The 22,582-nt window shown below is 67.6% G+C and carries 12 protein-coding genes and 1 pseudogene; 6 read left to right on the top strand and 7 right to left on the bottom strand.

Going from position 1 to position 22,582, the window contains the following annotated elements; all coding sequences use genetic code 11:
* Positions 1 to 22: 22 nt before the first annotated feature.
* The 5 genes from ADK36_RS23705 to ADK36_RS51515 all read right to left on the bottom strand — a co-directional run bounded on the left by ADK36_RS23705 (position 23) and on the right by ADK36_RS51515 (position 16,210).
* On the bottom strand, positions 23 to 4,747 hold the full coding sequence (locus ADK36_RS23705) for a non-ribosomal peptide synthetase (protein WP_159391187.1): 4,725 nt from the start codon (positions 4,745 to 4,747) through the stop codon (positions 23 to 25).
* Positions 4,737 to 11,369: a non-ribosomal peptide synthetase gene (locus tag ADK36_RS23710; RefSeq protein WP_053198953.1), complete on the bottom strand. Its 6,633-nt coding sequence runs from the start codon at positions 11,367 to 11,369 to the stop codon at positions 4,737 to 4,739. Before ADK36_RS23710 ends, ADK36_RS23705 begins: the two co-directional genes overlap by 11 nt.
* Entirely contained in the window at positions 11,362 to 13,800 is a 2,439-nt protein-coding gene (locus ADK36_RS23715; RefSeq protein ID WP_053198955.1) for a condensation domain-containing protein, read from the bottom strand. The genes ADK36_RS23710 and ADK36_RS23715 overlap by 8 nt, the downstream gene beginning before the upstream one ends.
* Positions 13,790 to 15,550 carry a carbamoyltransferase family protein gene (locus ADK36_RS23720; protein WP_053198957.1) on the bottom strand — a complete coding sequence of 587 codons (1,761 nt, stop codon included), beginning with the start codon at positions 15,548 to 15,550 and terminating at the stop codon, positions 13,790 to 13,792. The genes ADK36_RS23715 and ADK36_RS23720 overlap by 11 nt, the downstream gene beginning before the upstream one ends.
* 483 nt (positions 15,551 to 16,033) lie before the next feature.
* Complete coding sequence (locus ADK36_RS51515) at positions 16,034 to 16,210, bottom strand: peptidoglycan-binding domain-containing protein (protein ID WP_078942685.1); 177 nt, start codon at positions 16,208 to 16,210, stop codon at positions 16,034 to 16,036.
* Positions 16,211 to 17,115: 905 nt separating this feature from the next.
* Between ADK36_RS51515 and ADK36_RS51000 the strand changes: the two genes are divergently transcribed.
* Positions 17,116 to 17,241: a hypothetical protein gene (locus ADK36_RS51000; RefSeq protein ID WP_267887417.1), complete on the top strand. Its 126-nt coding sequence runs from the start codon at positions 17,116 to 17,118 to the stop codon at positions 17,239 to 17,241.
* Positions 17,242 to 17,245: 4 nt separating this feature from the next.
* Here ADK36_RS51000 and ADK36_RS23725 read toward each other — a convergent pair whose 3' ends face one another.
* On the bottom strand, positions 17,246 to 18,007 hold the full coding sequence (locus tag ADK36_RS23725; protein ID WP_053198958.1) for a maleylpyruvate isomerase family mycothiol-dependent enzyme: 762 nt from the start codon (positions 18,005 to 18,007) through the stop codon (positions 17,246 to 17,248).
* A gap of 155 nt (positions 18,008 to 18,162) precedes the next feature.
* Between ADK36_RS23725 and ADK36_RS50370 the strand changes: the two are divergent.
* The 4 genes and pseudogenes from ADK36_RS50370 to ADK36_RS23745 all read left to right on the top strand — a co-directional run.
* Positions 18,163 to 18,481, top strand: a pseudogene (locus tag ADK36_RS50370) (transposase); the annotation flags it as partial.
* Between the two features lie 238 nt (positions 18,482 to 18,719).
* Positions 18,720 to 19,511 carry an alpha/beta fold hydrolase gene (locus ADK36_RS23735; RefSeq protein ID WP_053198959.1) on the top strand — a complete coding sequence of 264 codons (792 nt, stop codon included), beginning with the start codon at positions 18,720 to 18,722 and terminating at the stop codon, positions 19,509 to 19,511.
* A gap of 267 nt (positions 19,512 to 19,778) precedes the next feature.
* Positions 19,779 to 20,069, top strand: coding sequence for a hypothetical protein (locus tag ADK36_RS23740; protein WP_048584255.1), 291 nt, complete (start codon positions 19,779 to 19,781; stop codon positions 20,067 to 20,069).
* A gap of 45 nt (positions 20,070 to 20,114) precedes the next feature.
* On the top strand, positions 20,115 to 20,486 hold the full coding sequence (locus ADK36_RS23745) for a hypothetical protein (protein WP_053198960.1): 372 nt from the start codon (positions 20,115 to 20,117) through the stop codon (positions 20,484 to 20,486).
* 261 nt (positions 20,487 to 20,747) lie between these two features.
* On the opposite strand, the gene ADK36_RS23750 is transcribed toward ADK36_RS23745, so the two are convergent.
* Complete coding sequence (locus ADK36_RS23750) at positions 20,748 to 21,230, bottom strand: MarR family winged helix-turn-helix transcriptional regulator (protein WP_048584256.1); 483 nt, start codon at positions 21,228 to 21,230, stop codon at positions 20,748 to 20,750.
* A 77-nt stretch (positions 21,231 to 21,307) separates the two neighbouring features.
* Here ADK36_RS23750 and ADK36_RS23755 point away from each other — a divergent pair, with 77 nt between their 5' ends.
* Positions 21,308 to 22,561, top strand: coding sequence for a multidrug effflux MFS transporter (locus ADK36_RS23755; RefSeq protein WP_234329851.1), 1,254 nt, complete (start codon positions 21,308 to 21,310; stop codon positions 22,559 to 22,561).
* Positions 22,562 to 22,582 lie beyond the last annotated feature (21 nt).

Genomic DNA, 22,582 nt, shown 5'->3' on the forward strand with positions numbered 1-22,582 from the left:
GGGATGCCTCCTTGGTTTGAGGTCAGCGGCTGGTGTGGCGCTGACCGGCGATCGAGCCGGTGTGCTGCTGGGCGAGGCCCGCCGCTGTCGCGGTACGGGCCGTGGCTGCCGTGGCGAACTCGCGTACAACTCCGTCTAGTTCGCTGCGAATGCGCTGCGCTGTGGCAGGGTCGAACAGCTCTGTGCAGTAGCTGAGGTGGCACTGGAGACCACCGGACGGTCCCTCGCGGTCGTCGACGAAAGCGAAGGCCAGATCGAACTTGGCGGAGGCCGAGCTGGTCGGCAGGGCCTCGGCTGAGATGTCCCCGAAGCGCGGGAGTTCTGTGTCGGCCCGGACGCAGGTCACATCGGTCTGGAACAGCGGGTTGCGGTTGGCTTGGCGCGGGGGTCGCAGTTCCATCACCAGGCGGTCGAAGGGGATGTCCTGGTGGGCGTACGCGCTCAGTGCAGACTCCCGGGTCCGGGCGATCAGTTCGGGGATGCTGGGGTCACCGGATGTGTCGACGCGCAGAGTTACGGTGTTGACGAAGTGCCCCAGGACCTCGCCCAAGCCTTCGTCGAGCCGTCCGGCGACCGGAGTGCCGAGGGGGATGTCGCTGCCGGCGCCGAGCCTCGTCAGGAGAGCGGCCACGGCGGCTTGGGCCACGGTGAGCAGTGAGGTGCCGGACCTGGCGGCCAGTGCCTCCAACTGGTCCAGCACCTCCGGCTCCCAGCCGAGGATGAGCTCCCTAAAGGTCAGCGAAGCCCCCTCCGGCCTTGGATGGTCATAGGGCAGGAGGATCTCCGCGGGAAGGTCGCGGAGGGTTCGCCGCCAGTGGTCGAGCTGGTGCCGGGCGAAGATGGTCGGGGCTTCGGGGGTGCCGAGCAGAGTGTGGTGCCAGCGCGCGTAGTCGGCATAGCTGAGGTGGAGGGCAGGCCAGTCGGGGACTTGGCCATTAGCACGGGCTTGGTAGGAAGTGGCGAGCTCCTGCCACAGAATGTCCATGGACCAGCCGTCGATGGCGAGGTGGTGGATGACCAGCGACAGCACATGCCGGGTGCCGTTGGTTCCGCTGATCCGGAAAAGACAGGAGCGCACGGGCAGTTCGGCCTCGATGTCGAACTCCCGCGCGCTCTCACGCTCCAGCAAGCCGGGAAGGTCTTCATCCGTGGCGGTGACGACGGTGAGTAGCTGAGGAAGCTCCTCAACGGGCAGGGTCCGCGGGGTCGGCTCGCCATCATCGTCAGGAATGAGGGTCCGCAACGCATCATGCCGAGAGACGACATCATTCAGGGCCTGAGCGAGTGCGGTGTGGTCCAGGGGGCCGGTGAGCTGGACGGCGAGTGGGACGTTGTAAGCGGAGCGGTAGCCGTCGAGTTGGTGGAGGAACCACAGCCCTCTCTGGACGGGCGCGAGCAGGGGGGCCTGACCGGCTGCTGCGCCGGGCCTCAGGGGCGGCCGGTGGAGCGCAGGAGACTCCCCGTCGTACAGCAGCGTGGCCAGGGCCTGCGGTGTCGGGTGATCGTAGACCTCGCGTGCCGTGAGGTCGCAGCCGAACTCCTTGCGGATCTGGGCGCAGAGCCGCAAGATCAGCAGTGAGTTGCCACCTGCCGCGAAGAAGTCCTCACGTGGATGGACGTCCGATATGACCAGGATCTTCGCGAAGAGAGCACACAGCCGTCGTTCGACCGCGGTGCGGGCCTGGTCACCGGGCGAGGAATGTGGCCCGGCCCGCTCGGGAGCGGGCAGGGCCTCTCGGTCGATTTCGCCGTTGCCGCCGTGCGGCAGGGCGTCGAGTGTGAGGAAGGCGGACGGCATCATCGGACCGGGCAGGCGGTTGGAGAGGTCCTTCCGCAGTCTGTCCGGGGAGAAGTGCTGTGGGTCTTCCGGCACGAGGTAGGCGATGAGACGTTTGTCGTCGGCGCCGTCTTCGTGGATGGTGACGTAGCACTGGCGTATGGCGGGATGAGTGGCGATGGTGTGCTGGACTTCGCCGGGTTCGACATGGAATCCGCGGATCACCGTCTGGCCGTCGGCGTGGCCGAGGAAGTCCAGGCGGCCGTCGGGGGTCCAGCGGGCGAGATCGCCGGAGCGGTACATCCGCTCGCCCGGATCCCCGAAGGGGTGGGCCACAAACCGTTCGGCGGTGAGGCCGGGCTGCTGGAGGTAGCCGCGGGCCAGTCCCTCGCCTGAAAGATAGAGCTCGCCGGGTACTCCTGGCGGGCAGGGCCGCAGCCGTTCATCGAGGACGTAGGACCGCATATTGACCAGCGGGGTACCGATCGCTACGCGTGTGCGCTCGGTACCCGATGCGTCCGGAGGGCTGACGGAGTGGCTGGTGGCGAAGGTGGTGGTCTCGGTGGGGCCATAGCCGTTGACCACTGTGGTGTCGGGGCAGTGCTCATGGAAGCGGCGCACCGTGGCTGCGAAGACGTCGCCGCCGGTCCATACCTCGTGGAGGCCGTTGAGGACGGTGGGGTCGAGGTCCGTGAGTTGTTGGAAGAGCTCCGCGGATAACCATGCTGCCGTCACCGCTCCGTCCTTCAACGTCCGCATCAGGGTGGGCAGAGCGAGTTCGCCGGGGGCTGCGACATGGACTCGGCTTCCGGCGAGAAGCGGGACCCAGAGTTCGTACGTGGAGATGTCGAATGCGAGCGGGGAGTGGAACAGGACGCACTGGTGTGTGCCATTGGTCCAGCGGTGGTCGGTGGCGAAGTCGGTGATGTTGCGGTGAGTGGCCGCGATACCTCGAGTGGGCTCGGTCGCTCCGGAGGCGTACATCACGCAGGCCAGCTGATCGGGGTGTGGGTCGGGCAGTGCCGCCGACGGGGCGTCGGTACCGTCTGCGGACCGGCCGTCGAGGGTGTGGACCCGAGCCGGAAGTGTGCCAGTGAGGTGGGTGGCGGTGGAATCGACGAGAATGATCCGCGGGTTGGCCTGCAGGACGATGTGATGGATCCGGTCCGCGGGGTCGGTGCTGCGCAGTGGGAGGTAGGCAGCGCCGGTCTTGAGGACGGCCAGGAGGGCAGCCACGGTGGCGGGCGAGCGTTCCATGAGAAGCCCGATCCGGTCCTCTGCTTGTATGCCCTGGCCAGTGAGTGAGTGGGCTATCTGGTCGCTCCAGGTGTCCAGTTGTGCGTAGGTCCAGCTCTGGTGTGCGTCAGACAGGGCGATGGCATCGGGTGTACGGGTGGCCTGGGCCCGGAAGAGAGCGGGCACCGAGACGTCCGGGACAGGAGCCTCGGGTCCTTGCCAGGCAGTGAGGACCTGGTGCCGCTCCTCCGCAGTGGACAGCTCGATGTCGGTGATCGACTGCTCGCAGTCCGCTGCCACCGCGGTGAGTAGCCGTACCAGCCGCCTGGTCATCGCCTGGATGGTGTACGGCTCGAACAGTCCACTCTTGTAGCCCACTTCGAGGTCCAGGCCAGCAGGGCCGCCGTCCTCGTCATGGTGCTCGACGAACGAGAACAACAGATCGAAATTGATGGATCCGGTCGTCGTGGGCACCTGCTGGACGCACAGCCCCGGCAGATCATCCACGGCGGCCGTGGTCCCCTCGAGGCTGATGCTCACCTGCGTGAAAGGGTGCCTGCCCGAGACACGCTCGGGATTGATCGCGTCGACTACCCGCTCAAACGGGATGTCCTGATGTGCGTACGCCGCCAGGGCGGTTCTCCGCACCCGGTCCAGTAACTCCCGGAAACTGGGAGCGCCCGCGGTCTCGGCCCGAAGCACCAGTGTGTTGACGAAGAACCCCACCACCCCGTCGAGTGCCGCCTCCGAACGGTCGGCGATCGGGCTGGACAGCGGGATGTCCGTGCCGGCGCCGAGCCGGGTCAACAACGCGGCCACTGCGGCATGCAGAACCATGAACAGCGTCGCGTCGTTCCGCCGGGCCAGCGCAGCCAGTCGATCATGCAGCCGGGCATCGAACCGTACTTGGTGAGACTCCCCGCCCGTCCCGGTGGTCGCGGACCAAGATCGGTCGGAGGGCAGCCGGAGTTCCGCCGGGGCACCGGCCAATGCGCGGGTCCAGTACGCCAATTGCCGTGCCAACAGGCTGTCGGGCTCCTCCTCGCTGAGGCGGGCGCGCTGCCACAGTGCGTAGTCGGCGTACTGCAGCGCAAGCGGGGCCCATTGGGGCCGCCGACCGGAGAGGCGCGCAGCGAAGGCGGTCCACAGATCGCTGCGCAGCGTCCCGTTGGACAGCCAGTCGGTCGCGACATGGTGCAGAAGGAGATGAAAGACATGCTCCGTCGGCCCCAGAACGAACAGCCGGGCCCGCAGTGGCGGATCAACCGTCAAGTCGAAGGGTAGATTGGCCTCCGCCATGGCCTGCCGCAGCCCGGTCTCGTCGGCGCCCACGATCGAGTGAACTTCGAGCCGGGGGCGACTGCGGGCCGCGTCGAGGATCTGCTGCCGTGGTAACCCCTCGAGCTCCGGATACACTGTGCGCAGGATCTCGTGCCGCTCCACCAGATCGCCCAGCGCCGCTTCCAGGGCGGACGGGTCCAGCGGTCCGGAAAGCCTGACGGCGAAGATCTGGTTGTGGCCTAGGTCCTGCTCCTCGAAGCGGTTGAGGAACCACAGCCGCTGTTGGGCGAAAGACAGGGGGATCCGCTCCGGGCGCTGCCGAGCGATCAGTGCCGCCCCGGGGCCGGCACCCGAGGCAGCAGCATCTGCTGCCGGCCCGCCCAGGCGCTCCCGCAGCAGACGTTGCTGTTCGGGCGAGAGCGTGCTCAGGGCGCTGAACACATCAGTACTCACTGCTCGCTCCTTCCGCCCTGTCGACAGCCGTGCCCAGCAGCAGGTCCGTAACCTCATCGCCGTGCGCCTCGCGGATCTGCCCGCTCAGTTCGGCTGCCATCTGCTGTAGGGAGCCGGATCCCAGCACGGTCGCCAGTGGCACCGTGATCCGCAGCTCGCGCTCGATGCGGAACTTCAGCTGGGTGGCGAGCAGCGAGTCGCCACCGAGTCCGAAGAACGTGTCCGAGCGGCTGACGCGCTTTGCCCTCAGCAGTTCCTTCCAGACTGCTGCCAGCAGCTCTTCCAGTGGTGTCTCCGGAATCTGGTAGACCTCAGAGGTCTGAGCCGGGGCCTTGCGCGGATGTGGTAGCGCCTTGCGATCGACCTTGCCGTTCGAGTTGAGCGGCAGCCGGTCGATCGGCACCAGCGCGCTGGGCACCAGATAGGCGGGGAGTCGCTCGGCCAGCCACGCGCGCAGCCCTTTCCCGCTGCCGGGTTCCTTCGGTACGTAATAGCCCACCAAACGGCGGGACTGCTCCCCCTGCACCACGGACGCCACCGCCTGCCGGACGCCGGGGTGACCGGCCATCGTGGCCTCCACCTCACCGAGTTCGATGCGGTAGCCGTCCACCTTGACCTGGTCGTCGTCACGGCCCAGGAATTCCAGCTGGCCGTTCGGCAGCCACCGGCCGAGGTCGCCCGTGCGGTACATCCGGGCCCCGGGGGTAGCGCTGAAGGGATCGGGAATGAAACGCGACGCGGTAGTGCCGGGCATCCCTGCGTAGCCACGGACCACGCAGTCGCCGCCGATGTACAGATCGCCCGTTACTCTCACCGGAACCGGCCTGAGCGCGCTGTCCAACGCGTACATGGTGGTGTTGGGGATGGCACGGCCGATGGGCACCAGGCCACCTGGTGCTGCGTACGGGCCGTGTACGCCCGGCGTGTAGGTGGTGTTGCCCACGGAAGCCTCAGTGGGGCCGTACTCGTTGAGAAGTACGGAATCCTGATCGTCCGCACGCCAGTTGGCCAGCGTGTGGGCCGGGAAGGCGTCGGCTCCCACGACCAGTGTGGCCGCCAGCTTCCCGAGTTGCTCCGGGGGCAGCAGCTCCTGGAGCATCTCCAGGAGTCCGGGGGTCATCTTGATGAAGCTGTACGGTGCCCACCGAGCGAGCTGCTCGGCCATCTCCACCGGATCCAGCGAGTCGTGCAGTACGCACAGTCGCTCCCCGCGGATCAGCGGGGTGTACAGGTTGGGCACCACCATGTCGAAGGCGATGGAGGAGAAGAGCGGCGCGCCGCCGGTACCGCGGGAGGCGTACTCCTCCTCGCACCAGCCGAGGTAGTTGGCAACGCCCGAGTGCGGTACCAGCACCCCCTTGGGACGGCCGGTCGAGCCTGATGTGTAGATGACGTACATCAAGTTCGCCGGATCGCTGATCCGACCCAGGTCGCCCTCCGGCTGGGCGGCCAGCCCCACGGCAAGCGCGTCGGTGTTGACCGACCGCCAGGGGCCTTCGGGGACCGAGTCCGCGGTGGCGTCCCGGGTCAGCACGAGCGTGCTTCCCGCGTCGTGCAGTACGTACTCCAAGCGGTCGGAGGGGTGTTGCGGGTCTACCGGAAGATAGGCCGCGCCGGCCTTGAGCACTCCGAGCAGCAACACGGGAAGCTGGGCGTCGCGGTGGCTGCACACAGCGACGACCTTCTCCGGACCCGCGCCCTGATCCCGCAGCCAGTGGGCAAGCCGATTGGCGCGACGGTTCAGTTCGGCATAACTCAGTTCGGTAGTGCCGTCGGTCACCGCAATGGCCTCGGGAGTGCGACGCGCCTGCTCCTCGAACAGCTCGTGCACACAGCGGTCCGTGCGGTACTCCCGGGCAGGCCCGTTCCACTCCGTGAGGATCCGCTGCCGCTCGGCGCCGCTGACCGGGGAGAATGACTCATGCAGGTCGCCCGACGCAAGCATCGCCTCCAGTACCGTGGCATACAGCGCCTGGATGCTCCTGGCCTGGGCGTCGGAGATCTTCGCGGTGTAGTAGTCCATGCGCAGCAGCGTCCGCAGGGAGACGGGGTCGCGGGTGATGCCAGTGGACAACGCGTAGTTAGTGGGCTCGGCCCGGTAGTCTGCCTGGTGCGCCACTCCGCTGCTGAGGTAGGAGACGCCGCTCTTCAGCGCCTCGCCCAGGACGTGGAAGTGCAGATAGACAAAACTGGTGTCGAACAGCTCCTGGCCACCATTGTCCCGCTGGATGTTGGCCAGCGGATAGCGCCGATGGGGCAACATCTCTATCTCGGCGTCGTAAACCCGCCGGATGAGATCAGCCCAGCTACCACCAACGAGATCGACGCGGAGCGGGGGCGTGTTCAGGTACATGCCGATCACTTGGGTGCTGTCGATGTCCTCTGGGCGGCCGTTGGAAGTGAGCCCACTGGCCACGTCGGTCTGTCCGGTGGCAAGACCGATGACCTTGAGATGGGCGGCCAGCATGACCGACTTGACGGGCACCCCGAGCTTGGCCGCGAGAGTGTGCAGTTGAGCCACGGTCGTTTCGGGCAGGATCAGTTCAAGGGACCGGTGCGTTGCCTCCAGCGTCGACGTGAACTGTCGGTCGCGCATGTCGCCGGCGGGATTCCCGCTCTGGTCGATGTCCTGGTCCTCCTTCGGGGTGTGCTCAGTGTCGGGCCAGCGTGGCAGCACGGCAGGCTGATAGCCCGCCAAGTGCTTGGCCCAGAACTTCTGCGCCTCCAGTGACGCGACATCCTCACGTTCGGCCTCGATGAACTCACCAAAGGTTGTCCGGGGCTCTGTGGCGGGCGCTGCGTTCGGGTCCTCCAACAGCTGCAGATAGCGCTCGAACAGCTCTGCCTGGAGGGTGAACATGCTCCAGCCGTCGAGGATCGCGTGGTGCTCGACCAGGGTCCACTGGAAAGTGTCCTCGGTACGGCGCTGCAGAATGCCCCTCAACAGTGGCGCCTGAGACAGCTCCAGGGGACGCAGCCGCTCCTTGTGGAATCTCTCCTGGATGACGGCTTCCTGCTCGGCCTCTGACAGCCCGCAAAGATCCTCCACCACCAGTGACATCGAGGCGCTCGCATGCACCATCTGGAGCGGCTCGGAGTAGCTTGCGAAGTCGAAGGAGGTACGCAGCATCGGGTGCCGGTCGATGACGTCCTGCAGCGCCTGGGCGAACCGGTCGGCGTCGTAGACAGCCTTCAGATGCCAGCTGTTGACGTTGTGGAACGGCAGATTCTCAGGGTCCCGTTCCATGTGGTAGACCATGCCTGCCTGGAGGGTGGAGACCGGGTAGGCATCCGTGACACCGGCCGGAAGCAGCTCCCGGTCCGCGTCGCTGATCAGACGGAACGGCTCCCGTGCACGGGCGGTGGACACCCGAGCGATGCTGCGGGCGCGGGCGGCGATGTCGCTGACCACCGGGGTACGGAAGAGATCCTGGAGGGAGAACTCCCAACCGCGTTCCTTGGCCCGGCCGATCACCTGCAGGCTGCGGATCGAGTCCCCGCCGAGGTCGAAGAAGTTGTCTTGGGCGCCGACCCGGTCGAGGCCCAAGACCTCCGCCCACACCTCGCAGAGCACAATCTCGGCCGGAGTGCAGGGGGCGATGTACTGCTGGGACAGGTCGCGCCAGAACCCGTCGGGGACCGGCAGCGCCGCCCGGTCCACCTTGCCGTTGGCGGTGACCGGGAATTCCGGCAGGACCATGAAGACGTGCGGGACCATGTGCTCCGGGAGCCGCTCGCCCAGATAGGCGCGCAGTTCACTGCTGTTGAGGCGGGCGGCATCCGGTTCGTCGACCGTCACATAACCGACCAGCCGGGAGCTGGGATCGCCCTCCTCCCGCCGGGCTAGCACCACCGCGTTGTGGATGGCCGGGTGCTCCTCGAGCACGGCCTCGATCTCGCCGGTCTCTATCCGGAAGCCGCGGACCTTGACTTGGTCGTCGTTGCGTCCGAGATACTCCAGTGATCCGTCCGGGCGATACTGGGCGAGGTCTCCGCTGCGGTACATGCGCTCGCCCGGTTCCCCGAACGGACAGGCTATGAAGCGCTCCGCGGTAAGCCCGGGCCGGTCCAGATAGCCCCTGGCTACCCCGGCACCGGCGACGTACATCTCGCCCACCACACCCGGCGGGACGATGTTGCCCCAGCGGTCCAGCACATAGATGGCGAGATCCGGGATCGGCGTCCCGATGGGACTGGCGCCCCCCTCGGTGTCCTTCCCGCTGAGTGGATGGCATGTGGAATGCACCGTGGTCTCGGTGATCCCGTACATGTTCACCAGGCGTGGTGTGTCCGAGCCGTGCCGGATGAACCACCTCCTGACGCTCGACAGGTCCAGTGCCTCACCGCCGAAGGTCACGAGCCGTAGGTCCAGCGTGGTGGGGGCTTCGGCCTCTGCCACCTCCAGCGCACGGAACGCAGACGGTGTCTGGTTGAGCACGGTCACCCGCTCGCGGGCCAGCAGGGCCAGCAGATCGTGTGGGGAACGGCTCACGGGGTAGCTCACGATGACCAGTCGGCCGCCGTGCAGCAGCGCACCCCACATCTCCCACACTGACATGTCGAAGGCGTAGGAGTGAAACAGCGGCCACACGTCGGAGGAGCAGAAGGAGTACGTGTCCTCGAGGACGGAGAGAAGTCGGGTGACGTTGCGGTGCGTGACCGCCACGCCCTTCGGGCGGCCTGTGGATCCGGACGTGTAGATGACATATGCCAGGGTTTCTGGGCTGACGCTGCAGTCCCCGCCGCCGTCGCCCTCGGCGGTGTGCTCGGCGTGAATATCCAGAACCTGCGCGTCGCCAGGAGGCAGTCGGTCCAGCACGGCGCCACAGGAGACGACGACTTGGACACCGGCGTCCTCACGCAGGAAGCGCAGCCGCTCGGCCGGGTAGTCGGGATCCATCGGCACGTAGGCAGCCCCGGCCTTGAGGACGCCGAGCAGCGCGGCCACCAGGTCGGCGCTGCGCGGGAGTGCCACGCCCACCAGCGCGCCCGGCCGCACTCCGGCGGCCCTCAGCCGTCGGGCCACCATAGAGGCACGTAGTTCCAGTTCGGCATACGTCATGTTCTGGTCGCCGTCGGTCACCGCAACCGCGTCCGGGGTGCGAGATGCCCAGTCGGCCACCCTCTCGTGAAGACCTCGATCGGTGTTCCGATCGGGGCGCGAGCGGCGCACCGGTGCCAGGGCATCGGCGTCGACCAGGGGTATCTGGCCGATCCGGACCGCTGGGTCTGTCAGAAAAGCCTCAAGGAGCCGCAGGTAGTCGGCTGTCATCGCCTCCGCCGCTTCCCGGTTGAACAGGTCGGTGCTGTATTCCAGCTCGATCCGGGTCCTGCCGGCGGTGATGACGTTCCACGTCATGTCGAACTTGGCGGTGCCGCGCTCGGCCTGTGCTGCAGTCACTTCGGCGTCCCCCAGGCGGTAGCCGCCGATGGGCTCCTCCTGGTGGCCGAAGACCACCTGGAACACCGGACTGTGGCTCAGCACCCGCTGCCGGTGCAGTGCCTCGACGATGCGTTCCAAGGGAACTCCGACGTGCTCCTGAGCCTCGGCGACGGCGTTACGCACCTGGGGCAGCAGCTCCCGGAAGGCCGGGTTGCCGGAAAGATCGACGCGCAGGGGTACGGTGTTGATCAGCGGGCCGACCATCTCCTGAGGGTCGAACCCGGAACCTCCAGCGTCCCTAATGGCCATGGGCGTGCCCAGAACGACGTCCTCCTGCCCGGTGTAGCGGGCGACGAAGGCACTGAACGCGGTGAACATCAGGCCGAATGGGGTGGTCCGGAGAGCGGGGGCCTGCTTCCGGACCAGACCGGCCAGCCGTTCGCCGACGTCGACCACCAGCGTCTCGCCGCGGAAGGTCTGCTCAGCGGGGCGAGGCCGGGAGGGTGGGAGGCAGGTGACCTCGGGTGCGCCGTCGAGCTGTCGAAGCCAGTACCCCAGCCCGTCGGCCGACGCCCCCGACTCCCAGCTCCGCTGCTCCCAGGCGGCGTAGTCGGCGTAGCCGGGTGCCGGGGGCAGCGCGGCTTCCTGTCCGGACAGCAGCACCCGGTAGCTCAGCTCGAGATCGCGCAGCAGCAGCCCCATGGACAGTCCGTCGCACACCATGTGGTGCACCGTCAGGACCAGCAGATGTCGCTCATCGGCCAGTCTCACCAGCAGCGCACGCAGGGGTTGCCCCTGCTGCAGGGCGAATGGGCGGCGTACTTCGTCATCAGCCAGCGAGCCTGCCGCGTCGGCGCGCTGTTCGGGGGGCAGGTCGGTCAGGTCGCGGTGCTGGAATGGCACGGCAGAGGTGGGACTGACTACCTGTACGGACTCGCCGTCACGGTTGATGAATCCGGTGCGTAGCGCGGGATGCCGCCGGACGACCTCGTGCAGGGCACGCTCCAGAAGCTGACCGTCGAGCGGCCCTTCGACGGTGAAGGCGTTGCCGACGTTGTAGGTGGGGGTGCCCGGCTTCCACTGCTCGAAGAACCACACACTCCGCTGGGCGAAGGACAGCGGCGCCTTCGTGAGGGTCGCACCAGGCTGTGCCAGGGAACCCGTTGATGCCTCTTCCAACAGGAAGGAGCGGAGTTCTTCCTCGGTGAACCTGACATCGGATCCGTGGGGCTCAGACATGGGGTCGCCTTTCGGTCAGCGTGTGGCGCTCTTCGGGGCGTAGATCCCACGCGGTGAGCACGAGGGACGCCCGGCGGTGGAGCGCGTCTGGGGCAGTGGCATGGCGGCGGATCACATCGAGCTGGGCATTGAAGTCCGCGGCCCGGAAGAGCTGTGCGGGAGCCACGGTCACCTGCAGCGTCTTGCGCAGCCGGGAGTTGAGCCGGACGGCGTCGAGGGAGCGGCCGCCGAGACCGAAGAAGTCACTGTGCGGACCGATGTCATCGGCCGGGATGTCGAGGACTTCCGCCCACAGCCGAGTCAGGACAGTGCGTGACGGATCGCCGTCGCCACCGGTTCCGTCCTCGTGCGCGAGGTCACCCGGCGCGTCGTATTCCCAGGCGTTGAGCGGCTGCCGTGGCGTGGCGCAGGCGGCGGCCAGCAGGCGGGGGTATTCACGTGTCAGTCGCTCGGCCGTGGACCGGTCGTAGCGGTCGGTGGCATAGGTGACGGCACCGCCCAACGATGTGCCGTGGTCGCTCAGCGTGAAGATCAGGTCAAGCTTGGTGGCGGCGGGGTTCAGCAGACGATAGTTCCAGCTGAGCCCGGTCGGCGGTGGGACCACTGCCGGTCGGCTCACTTCGAACAGAATCTGGTATGCCGCGCCCTGACCGGTGTGCAGAGTGTGGAACGGTACGTCCTTCCAGGCGAAGGCAGCGGTGGTTCGCTGCTGGGTCTGCCGTACCAGATCCACGAAGGACTGGTCTCCGTGGACTCTCGTGCGAACGGGCATGGTGGCGAAGAACGGCCCGATGAGCCCTTCGCACTCGGTGCGGTCCCGGGTGCTGACTGCGGTGCCGAGCACCAGATCGTCCTGGCCAGTAATCCGGTACAGCAGCGATTGGAAGGCGGTGAACAGCACGGTGTACGAGGTCACGCCGAGCCGCTGGGCCAGCGTGCGCACGGAGTGCGTCAGCTCGTCGTCCAGCGCCCATGTCACCGAGTCCCCAGCGTGGTCGGGCGGGCCTGTGCGGTGTCTGCAGCCGGGGAGTTCGAGGGGAGCGGGGGCGTCTGCCAGTTCACGGCGCCAGTACGCCGTCGCGTCGGCCACGTGCTGCCTGCTGGCTGCCTGCTGCTGCCAGTCGGCGACATCGCGGTACTGCAGCCGAAGTTCCGGCAGTTCCCGCGCGTCGTAGCCGGCCGCCAGTTCCCGCAGCAGAATCTCCAGCGATCCACTGTCCAGGAGCAAATGGTGGAAGGTCAGCAGCAGAATGTGGTGTTGGGCGGAGAGCCGCAACAGGTCGGCGCGGAGCAGCGGGGCCCGGCTCAGGTCGAACGGCTCGGCGATCAGCTGGGCCATCACGGCCTCGGGGTCGCCCGGACCGGTCGCCGCCGGAGTGAGGTCGTGTTCCGTCCAGGGCACCTCTGCCTGCCGCACCGGTACGGCTTCCACACAGCCGTCCCGGTCATGAAACGCGGTGCGCAGCACGGAGTGCCGCCCGACCACGGCCTCCAGGCTCCCTCGCAGTCGCTCCCGGGCCAGGGCGCCGGTCAGCTCGATGGCCCAGGGAACGTGGTACGCGGTGGTCCCCGGCTGCCACTGTTCGAACAGCCACACCGCCTCCTGAGCCGCGGAGACCGGCAGCGGGGTGTCCTCGGAGTGTGCCACTGGGCCTTCGGTATCCCCTTGACGCGCCGTGGTACCGACGGCCCGGATCACCGCGGCCACCTCGCGAGGGGTGGGCGAGGTCGAGAGTAGCTGTTTGGGAAGATCCAGCCCGAAATGCTCACTCAGTCGGTTGGTGGCCCGGATGGCCGACAGAGAGTCGCCGCCCAAGGCGAAGTAGTTGTCGTCCCTGCCGATCTCCGATGGGCCAATCACCTCGATGAACTGGGACCACACCTCGGCAACAGCCTGCTCCACCGGCCCTTCGAGTGGGACCGGCCCCTTCTTGACCAGTGCCTCGTCTGATGGGTCGGCGGCGACAGACAGGGGGGCGATGTTCAGCTCCGCGACAGTGGTGCCGAGGTCCGCGGTGAGGACCCTGCGGACGTCCGACAGGACCTGATCCACGCGCCCGCGGGAGTAGCGGTCGGTGTCGTAGTCGGCCGAGAGTGAGCCGGGAGCCCACCGCAGGAGAAGGCCGGCACCGCGGTGGGCCTCAACCGCCGCACTGTCCTGCGGCACCCCGCCGTCCACACCCCTGCCACCAGGGGATGCGGTAACGGCGAGCTCTAGGAGCGTCGTAGCGGGCTTGACGCTGAAGTGCTGGGCATCGACGGCGAGTTCAGCACGGCCGGTGTAGCCGGACAAGACCGCGGCCAGGCAGGCCGCCAGTGGCATCCGCAGCGTGTCCGGACCGGTGATCTCACATACGTCGTGAAAGAACTGCGGCACGACGGGGGTGGGAAGGTCGTGCGGAACGGCCGTGTGCAGCGGATCAGCCGGCATTGCGCACCACCAGGTGGTCACAGAGCACCAGGTGATCGAGTTCGGACCGGAGGTAGGTGTCCAGCGCGGTGGTCGGGTCCATCACCACGGGCTGGCCACGGAGGTTGAAGGAGGTGTTCAGCAGGACGGGAATGCCGGTGATTTCACCGAAGGCACCGATCAGTTCCCAGAACCGCTCGTTGTCCTCCCGACGAACCACCTGCACTCGTGCGGTGCCGTCCACATGGGTTACCGCGGGCAAGAGCTCCCGGAATTGTTCCTTCACGCGGACCACGAACAGCATGTGCGCATACCGGGCCTCGTCGCCCTCCACCACATCGAAGAATCGATGGACATCCTCTTGACGTACCGCGGGAGCGAAGGGGCGGAAGTCCTCGCGCTGTTTGACCACTGAATTGAGATGGTCACGCATCCCGGGCCCTCGGGGGTCGGCCAGAATGCTGCGGTTACCGAGCGCACGCGGACCGAATTCCATGGCCCCCTGGAACCAGGCGACCACTCTTCCCTCGGCGATATTCCGTGCGGTCTGGCGTATCACATCGGACGGTGTGGACTTCCGGGCCGTGCAGTCCGGCTCGCTTTCCAGGACTTTCTCGATCGCCTCGGAACTGAACTCAGGGCCCCAGTAGGGCATACCCATTCTGGTCGTGTGTGCCGTCCCCTCTTGGGCCCGTACGTACAGTGCGGCGCCCAGCGCGGTCCCGTCGTCCCCGGATGCCGGCTGCACGAAGATCCGCTTGACCAGTCCGCTGCGCGCCAGCAGCCCGTTGGCCGTGCAGTTGAGCGCCACCCCGCCGGCCAGGCATAGATCGCGCAGGCCGGTCTCCGCAGTGAAGTGCCGCACGACATGCAGCAGGGTCCGCTCCAGTACGGTCTGCACCGCGGCGGCCACATCCATGTGCCGCTGTTCCGTCATGGCTCCGGGCTGCCGCGGCGGGCCGAACAGCTCGGTGAGCGCCCGCAGCGCGCCCGCGTGTGTCTCGTGCTCCAGCCACCCGCGGTTCTCTGCCAGCAGCGGCACCGTATAGGTTCCCTGACTGCCGAGGCAGACCAGCCGGTCCAGTTGTCCCGCGTAGCGGTTCCGGTCGCCGTACGGGGCCAGCCCCATCACCTTGTACTCGTCCATCGCGAACTCAAAGCCCAGATACAGCGTGACAGCGCCGTACAGCGTCCCCAACGAATGCAGGGCGGGGATCTGGCTGAGCACCGACAGCTCTCCGTCCTCGGCACGAAAGACGGTCGTGCTCTCCGTCTCGCCCATGCCGTCGGCAACCAGGACCAGTGCTTCCGGGTAGCCGCTGAGGTAGTACGCGCTCGCCGCGTGGGCATGATGATGCGGAACAGGAACGAACCGTTCGTCCCAGTCGAGTTGGGGCCAGCACTCGCGCAGCGGCAGACGCCTGGCGTCCGCGGAATACACCTCCTGGAACCGCTTCCGCGTGAATGCGTCGGCCTCGAATCGCTCCGAGCGCCGGTAGTCGAACCCGAAGGCGACCCGGTCGACCTCGGACATGTCGATCGCGCCACGTTCCAAGCAGTAAGCGATGGCCTCAGCGGGGAATGCCCCCGTTGCCTTCTCGCCGGTGAAGCGCTCCTCCGCAGCGGCAGCCACTACTCCCCGGTCGTCAACCAGGGCTGCTGCGGCGTCCAGACCTTGAACAATCCGGTAGCTCCGGCTGTCGAGGTCAGGCAGTTCACTCTGCTTGAACTCAACACTGTTATGCATTCCACTGAATCCAAGTACACGCACGATGAAATCCTCCGAGACCAGTTCGCTGTGGTGACGACCCGGGAAACCCTAATGACCGTCCGCCGGCCCTATCAGCGGCAGATGAAGTGACAGGAATTCACACCACAGCGGCGAGTTGCTGCCTCATGCAGTGAGTCCGTACCAGCTCCAGCACGCGGAAACGAGATCCCTCCGCGCCGGACTCGAAAGTGACCAGGCCGCGTGTGAGCGAAGCGCGCACCGGTCAGGCGGCGGCAGGCCCCGTCTCACGAGTGACATGACGTCACGTCCATTGCCTGGCAGTGGTATCCGGACAGCAGAGCAGGCGCGGTGCCGGTTGTCATGTCATGTCGTTGTCGAGCCCCATGCGAACCGAGCGAGACCGTGCCTGCCCGAACTCACGGCACGTCCTGCCACCCTGTAGCACCTGGAATCCGAGTTTGTCCTTGACCATCCTGCACTCAGACCCGGACGTATTGTCGGTGAAGGAATCGACCTTCCATTTCATCGCCCTGCGGGTTTGTGGACCGTGCACGCCGGCCGCAGTTCCCCTCGCTCCGACTGCACCTTCATTACCGCATCGCGGGTCTTGGCGCCGTAGCTCCCGTCAATCGTCAGCCCCGTGCAGAAGTTGAGCGACTTCTGGAGGGTCTTCACCCCGGCGCCCGAATTACCCACCATCAGGCTGCAATTCACCGACGGCCCCTTGACAACCGACAGGTAGACAGAGCTCTTGGCGTTGAGGATTGAGGACTACTGCGAGTAGCTCTTGTCCGAAGTGCAGACTGTCAGCCTGGCAGCCGACATGCTGGTGGTGCCCACCGCCACCAGGCCTACGGTGCTGACGGCCAGAGCCGCCCCGGCCGCGAGGGTATGTCGAATTCTCATGGTCTCCCCGTTTCACTCAAGGGATCTCGAGCGATCCCTCCGTTGATGAGATTCGATAAGCCGCCTCATCTCAACTGCCGCCGAACAGAGTTCACGCTCTTACCCCCAGCCAGTAATCCTGCAAGCGGTTACAGGAAGGTTAGAAGGCCCTCGACATCTGGTGTTCCTATAACTTTTCAGGTTGCTCGGCCCACGATGAGCGCGGCTTCGTCCTGGAGGGACTACTGGCGTTCTGCCAGGCACTGCCGTGCCCCACCACGGCTCATCCTGTTGTCGGCCGCTGTGGGCAACCACGGCTCTCTCGCGGCCTGGCTCGACCCTGACCAGCCGCCCGAAGGCCTGGTCTTCACCCGCCAGTGGCGCGGCCCGTGTGCGGGGAGCCGCAGGGGGTGAACGGCCGTGAGTCGTGTAGCACGGGTCATCCCCGCGGGCGCGGGGAGCAGACCAGGGCCGCCACCGGACTCGGCCACCGGGAACCATCCCGTGGGTGGAGCAGGTCAGGCATCCAGGACCGCGGCCGGAAAGCGGGACCGTCCCCGCGGGCGCAGGGAGCAGTGGATGTTGACCGTAAGGAGTGTGTCGTCCACGGGATCATCCCCGCGCGCGCGGGGAGCAGATCAGCGTGAAGGCGTTGGAGGCCAAGAGCACCTAACGGAAAGCTTGGTCGTAGCCATATCCCCTTCCTGGCTGAGTCGGCAGTGCTGCGGGAGGCGCTCGGGCCCGAGCTGTACGAGGCCGCACTGGCCGTCCGCCGCGCGGAAGCGGGGCTGTTCGCGATGTTCACCGACGCGGACGTCATCGAGGCCGTCCGCTGGCGGTATTGACTGGCTACTCCTCGGGCTCCCAGGCGATCAGCTGCTCGAACACCTGCTGGTCGCCCTCGATCTTCAGGTCGTTCAGCGTGAGGCGGCCCCAGACGAAGAGGAGCAGCTGCTCGGCCGTGCCCGTGGCCGAAGCGGAGGCGGGCGCGGCGTCGTCCGCGAGGGGTGCGGGCCAGGCGCCGGTGCCGTCCAGCGTGAGGAGCCAGGAGCAGCCCTCGGTGGCGTGGTAGTGGATGGTGGCGGCCTCGTGCGGCCAGGCCGCCGGGGTGGAGTTGCAGGTGTCGAGAAACTCGGCCACGCCGTCGATCGCGACGTCCGCCGGCATCGGCTGCACGGCGCCTGCGGCGAGCTGGGCGTCGTAGGTGTGCACCAGCACCTCGTGCACACGCCGCCGGGCAACGCCCCAGGCGTTCGCCGGCGACACGCCGGCGCCCCACCACGCCCAGCACTCGCGCTCCGGGCCAGCCTCGCGCAGCGCACTCAGCAGCAGCTCGTTCGACTTGGCGTACCAGGCCAGCAACGCCTCGAGCTCGCGCGGCACCTCCGCGGCATCCTTGGCCGGCGGAGCCTCGGCCGGGCCCGCGGCGACGATCGCGGCCCACCAGCGCTGGCCCGTACCCAGGTGCTGCACCAGATCGAACAACGTCCACTCGGGGCAGGACGGCACCGGCGCGTCAAGGCTGGGGGCGGCGGCAACCGCACTCCGGAACGCGGCCGACCGCTCGTCGATCAGCTGCAGCAGGCCGGAATACTCAAGACTCTCTGTCACATCGCTTGCCTATCACCCCAGCTCAGCCGACCGCACCCTATTTTCCAGGCCGTCAGTTGCGGGAGTTGGAGCGCCTAATAGAAGGCCTCGTCGTAGCCATATCCCCTTCCTGGCTGGCTCGTTGCACGAGTGATGGGGAAGGGGAACGTCCGTGGATGGTGCCGGATGACCTGTGGGGGCGGATCGAGCCGTTACTGCCGGTCAGGCAGCGGCGTGCGCGCCATCCCGGCCGGCTGCCACTGGACGACCGTGGTTGCCTGCAGGGCATCCTGTTCGTGCTGCACACGGGGATCCAGTGAGAGTGGCTGCCGCAGGAGCTCGGCTTCGGGTCCGGGATGACGTGCTGGCTGCGGGCCGGCACGAGGTCGGGGTGTGGGACCGGCTGCACCAGGTGCTGCTGACCGAGCTGCACCGTGCCGGGAAGCTGGACGGTCCCGGGCGGTGATCGACGGCTCCCCCCACCAGGCCCGTCGGTGCGGCGCGCGGCGCGGAGCGGAATCAAAAGGTGCGCCACGGCACCGCACCACAGGGTTGCTGATGCGGTAGTAGGTCTTGCGCCCGCTCGGGGCCGCAACGCGGCGGCCCCCGTTCAGCCGCTCGACACGCCCACCCGCAGGCGACACCGCGCGCCGTGTCCGATGCGCACGGGTGGCCGGACCGGAAGTATCCGAGCGCAAGACGGGAAGACCCGCGCCGAGCGAAGGAGGAAGCCATGCCGTCGGTTGCCGTCAACGGGACGGACATCTACTACGAGCTGCGCGGCACCGGTCCGTCGGTGCTGTTGATCGCCGGTGCGGGCGGCGATGCCGGCAACTTCGACCGGGTCGCGGGCTTGCTCGCCGACGAGTTCACTGTGCTCAGCTACGACCGACGGGGCAACTCGCGCAGTCCGCGTCCCGCCGGGTGGCAAACGACCTCGGTGGCCGAGCAGGCGGACGACGCGGCCGCCCTGCTCACCGTGCTCGGGCTCGCTCCCGCTGCCGTGTACGGCAACAGCTATGGGGCCATCCTCGCCCTGGACCTGCTCGTCCGCCACCTCGCCGTCGTCCGTAGCGCGGTACTGCACGAACCCCCACTGCTGTCCGTGGTGAAGAATCCGGGCGAGGTCCAGGCCGCCGTGGGGGCGATCGTCGAAGCAGGCATGGCCGCCGGAGGTCCTGAGGCGGCCGTCGAACGCTTCATGCGGTGGGCCGCCGGCGACGTCAACTGGGAGCAGATGGAGCCGGGGCTACGCCAGAGGATGCTCGCGAACGGCGAGACGCTCTTCGGCGTCGAGATGGGAAAGTTCGAGCCGTACTGCCCAGACGATGCGGCGCTCGCCGGCATCACCGCGCCCACCCGAGCCCTGATCAGCGAGGACTCCCCGGACTTCTTCCACGAGGTCGCCACCTGGCTCACCGCCCACCTCGGGACCGAGCTGCTGCGGACCCCGGGCACGCACACACCGCAGTTCGATCACCCTGAGGAACTCGTTCGCACAATCAAGCCGTTCCTGGCCGTTTGAGCTTCCGCGCAACGGTCGGGGACGAGTGTGACAGGAGGGTACGAGGGCGGCCGACGGGCCCGCGATGGCGCCAGCGGCCTACGGGGGTACATGGCAGGCATGGCCAGATAACGACGGCGAGAGCGCGGGCGGCGGCGTGCTTCAAGGCGTCGGCCTGGGTGGTGGTCGGTCGGCGCGCAGGCCGACGCCTGGCGCGGACAGCCCCCGCACCCGCGCTGCTCGTCATGGACCGAGTGACCCTGGATCCCCCGTTGGCGCGGGCACGGCTTGGCGGCCGTACTCGGCTGCGAGGCGATCCACCGGCTCATGGTCGGCTGCAGGGCCACTGCCTGCTCGCCCGGCATCGCCGACCTCAGCAGTCAACGTCTGACGGACAGGTCGGAGTGGGACCGCGTGAACGCCAAGATCACTCAGGGGTGGGAGCGTATCGGGTTCCGCCTGTACCGCGGCAACGTCTATCTCCTGTCGCCGGCCTCGCAGGACCTGGAGGAGCAGCGCGGCGTACTTCGTGGGCAGCTCGCGGATCTCGGCGCGTCCTGGCGGACCACGATCTCCTGATGGACTCCGCGCCGACGTACAGACCGCGCAACGGATACGCGCAAGGTGTGGAAGGTCGGCGACGTCGCGGGTCTGGAACGCAAGGAGCTGAGCGTTCTGCTGGAGCGGCGCCGTGTCCCGCGGGCTACGCCGATTCTGCTGGATCAGGCAATGCAATGCCTTGCGGCCTGGAACAACCGCCTCACAGACAGTCCCGCCGCCGCACATGAACGCACCCACCACCGGGAACTCACCGCGCTGCGCGCCGAGCTCACCACTGGCCGGGCCCACCGGCGCCAACTTCAGGACCAGGTCGACGCCGCAGCCACGGTCATCGCCGCGCTCGCTGCCGAGAATGCTGCTCTGCGGGCCCAGCACACCCGTTCCTCCGCAGTGATCGTTCCATTCGCCCGGCCCGCCGAGCCCCGAGACTCGTGAACGAGCAAGCCCCTCAAATGCTGCGCCACCAGGGAGGTACGTCGGCGGGCGTCAGATCCTCGCGGTGCCCGCAGGAGTCGCACCGGGTGCCTGTGGACCGCAGTATCAAGAGGCACGTCGACCTCGGCCTCCGCGACCAGCAACGGCTCCACCGGCTGGACGTGGGAGCCCTCTTCTTCATGTTCATACGCCGGCCGACGGCTAACGTCCCGCCTTGCCAAGGGTGTTCGCGGTGCGGTGAGCTGGGCGGCCGGAGCACTGTCAGTCGCGGCGGAGGGCTCGCAAAGTGGAGCCGAGTGCTCGCAGCGCGGGCGTCGCGGCGGCGAGTGCGGCACGGTCGTCGGCGGACAGCGCGGCCAGGGCGTCGGCGAACAAGGCGGCCCAGGCATTCTCGATCCGAGCCATTCCGTGCTGGGCATCCAGCGTCGGATACAGCTGAACGGCTCGACGGTCGTGGGGATCGGTCTCGCGCCGGATCAAGCCCTGGGCTACCAGGCCCCGCACGGTGGTGCTGACGTTGCTCCCGTGCAGCCCGAGTTCGCGCGCGAGTTCGCCCGTTCCTGTGCCCGGGGATTCCAGCACATAGCGCAGAACCTCCAGGTCCGACGGCGGTAGCGGAAGCAGCCCCGCCTCGCCGACCCCTCGTAGCCGCAGGACACGAGCGAGGGCATAGACCGCGGGGGTCAGCTGCCTGGCTTCACGCAGCAGCGCATGGTCGTGGAGTTCGTCATCGCCCTTGGTCACCCTCCCATCCTAGCTTTTCCTATAGATATATATCTATAGTCAACTCGCCTTGTTGCCCCTCCTTCCCCGGAGCGACCGTGACCTCCCATGCCCCCAGCCAAGCCGGCCAGCCGGTGCCGAAGCCGGCGCCCCCGTCCCCGCCGGGCCGCCTGACCGCGACCCTCGCGTTGCTGTCCTTCGTGATCCCACTGTCCACGGACATGTACCTCCCGGGCTTTCCGGCCATGGCCCGGGACCTGTCCACGGACGCCGCCGGCGTCCAACTCACCCTCACCGCGTTCCTCTTCGGGCTCGCCGCCGGTCAACTGGTACTCGGCCCCCTCTCCGACCGGTACGGACGCCGGAAGCCGATCCTCTTAGGAACCGGCATCTGCACCTTGGTCACGGCGCTGTGCGCCGTCGCCCCCTCGCTCGAACTCCTGACCGTCCTGCGGTTCCTCATGGGATTCAGCGGGGCTGCAGCCGTAGTCGTCGGCCGGGCCGTGGTCTCAGACACCGCGTCCGGCACGGCCGCCACGAGGATCTTCGGCATGTTGATGGCCCTGGGCGGCATCGCCCCCATCGTGGCGCCGCTGGCCGGCGGGGCAATAGTGAACGGTCCTGGCGGTTGGCGCACGGTCTTCTGGGTGCTGGCCAGCGCGACCGCGCTCATGTTCCTGGCCGCGCTGCTCCTCGTTCCGGAGAGCCTGCCCGCCGAACACCGACACGCCCGCGGCATCCGGACCACGCTCAAGGCCGCCGTCTCGGTCCTGACCGACCGCCTCTACCTCGGCCACACACTTGCTTTCTGCTTCGCCAGCGCCACCCTGTTCTGCTACATCGCCGCTTCCCCCTTCCTGCTGCAGAACGTTCTGGGCTTCAGCGTCGGCGAGGCATCCATGGCCTTCTCCGCCGGCGCCCTCACCGCCACCGTCTCCAGTGCCGCTGCGGCCCGGCTCGTCAGCCGCTACGGCTCTCGGCTTCTGTTGAAGGTCGGACTGGCCGTGCTCCTGATGTCGAGCGCCCTCGCCCTGCTCGTCACCGCCACCGGAAATCTCAACCGGGTGTGGGCCCTGGGCCTGGTCGGCATCGGCTTCCTCGGCCTCGGGCAGGTCTTCGCCACCGCCCCCGCACTCGCCCTCGCACGCGTACCGCACGCGGCCGGTACCGGTTCGGCAGTGCTCGGCACACTGCAAAGCGTCCTCGGCGCGGCCGTCGCTCCCTTGATGGGCATCGCAGGCGGACACACCGTCATGCCGCTTTTCCTGGGCATGACCGGCTGCGCACTGATTGCCACGCTCGCACTGTGGTTGACCAGACAAGAACCAGATCTGGCACGGCAGAAGCGATAGCCGCACAAGTTGGCTGGCAGC

The sequence above is a fragment of the Streptomyces viridochromogenes genome (assembly GCF_001270495.1).
Classification (GTDB): domain Bacteria; phylum Actinomycetota; class Actinomycetes; order Streptomycetales; family Streptomycetaceae; genus Streptomyces; species Streptomyces viridochromogenes_A.

Excerpts from the sequence above, each read along its gene's own strand:
- ADK36_RS51515 (WP_078942685.1), bottom strand. The coding sequence starts at position 16,210 with ATGGTGGGTAATTCGGGCGCCGGGGTGAAGACCCTCCAGAAGTCGCTC.
- ADK36_RS23710 (WP_053198953.1), bottom strand. The coding sequence starts at position 11,369 with ATGTCTGAGCCCCACGGATCCGATGTCAGGTTCACCGAGGAAGAACTC.
- ADK36_RS23715 (WP_053198955.1), bottom strand. The coding sequence starts at position 13,800 with ATGCCGGCTGATCCGCTGCACACGGCCGTTCCGCACGACCTTCCCACC.
- ADK36_RS23735 (WP_053198959.1), top strand. The coding sequence starts at position 18,720 with ATGCCGTCGGTTGCCGTCAACGGGACGGACATCTACTACGAGCTGCGC.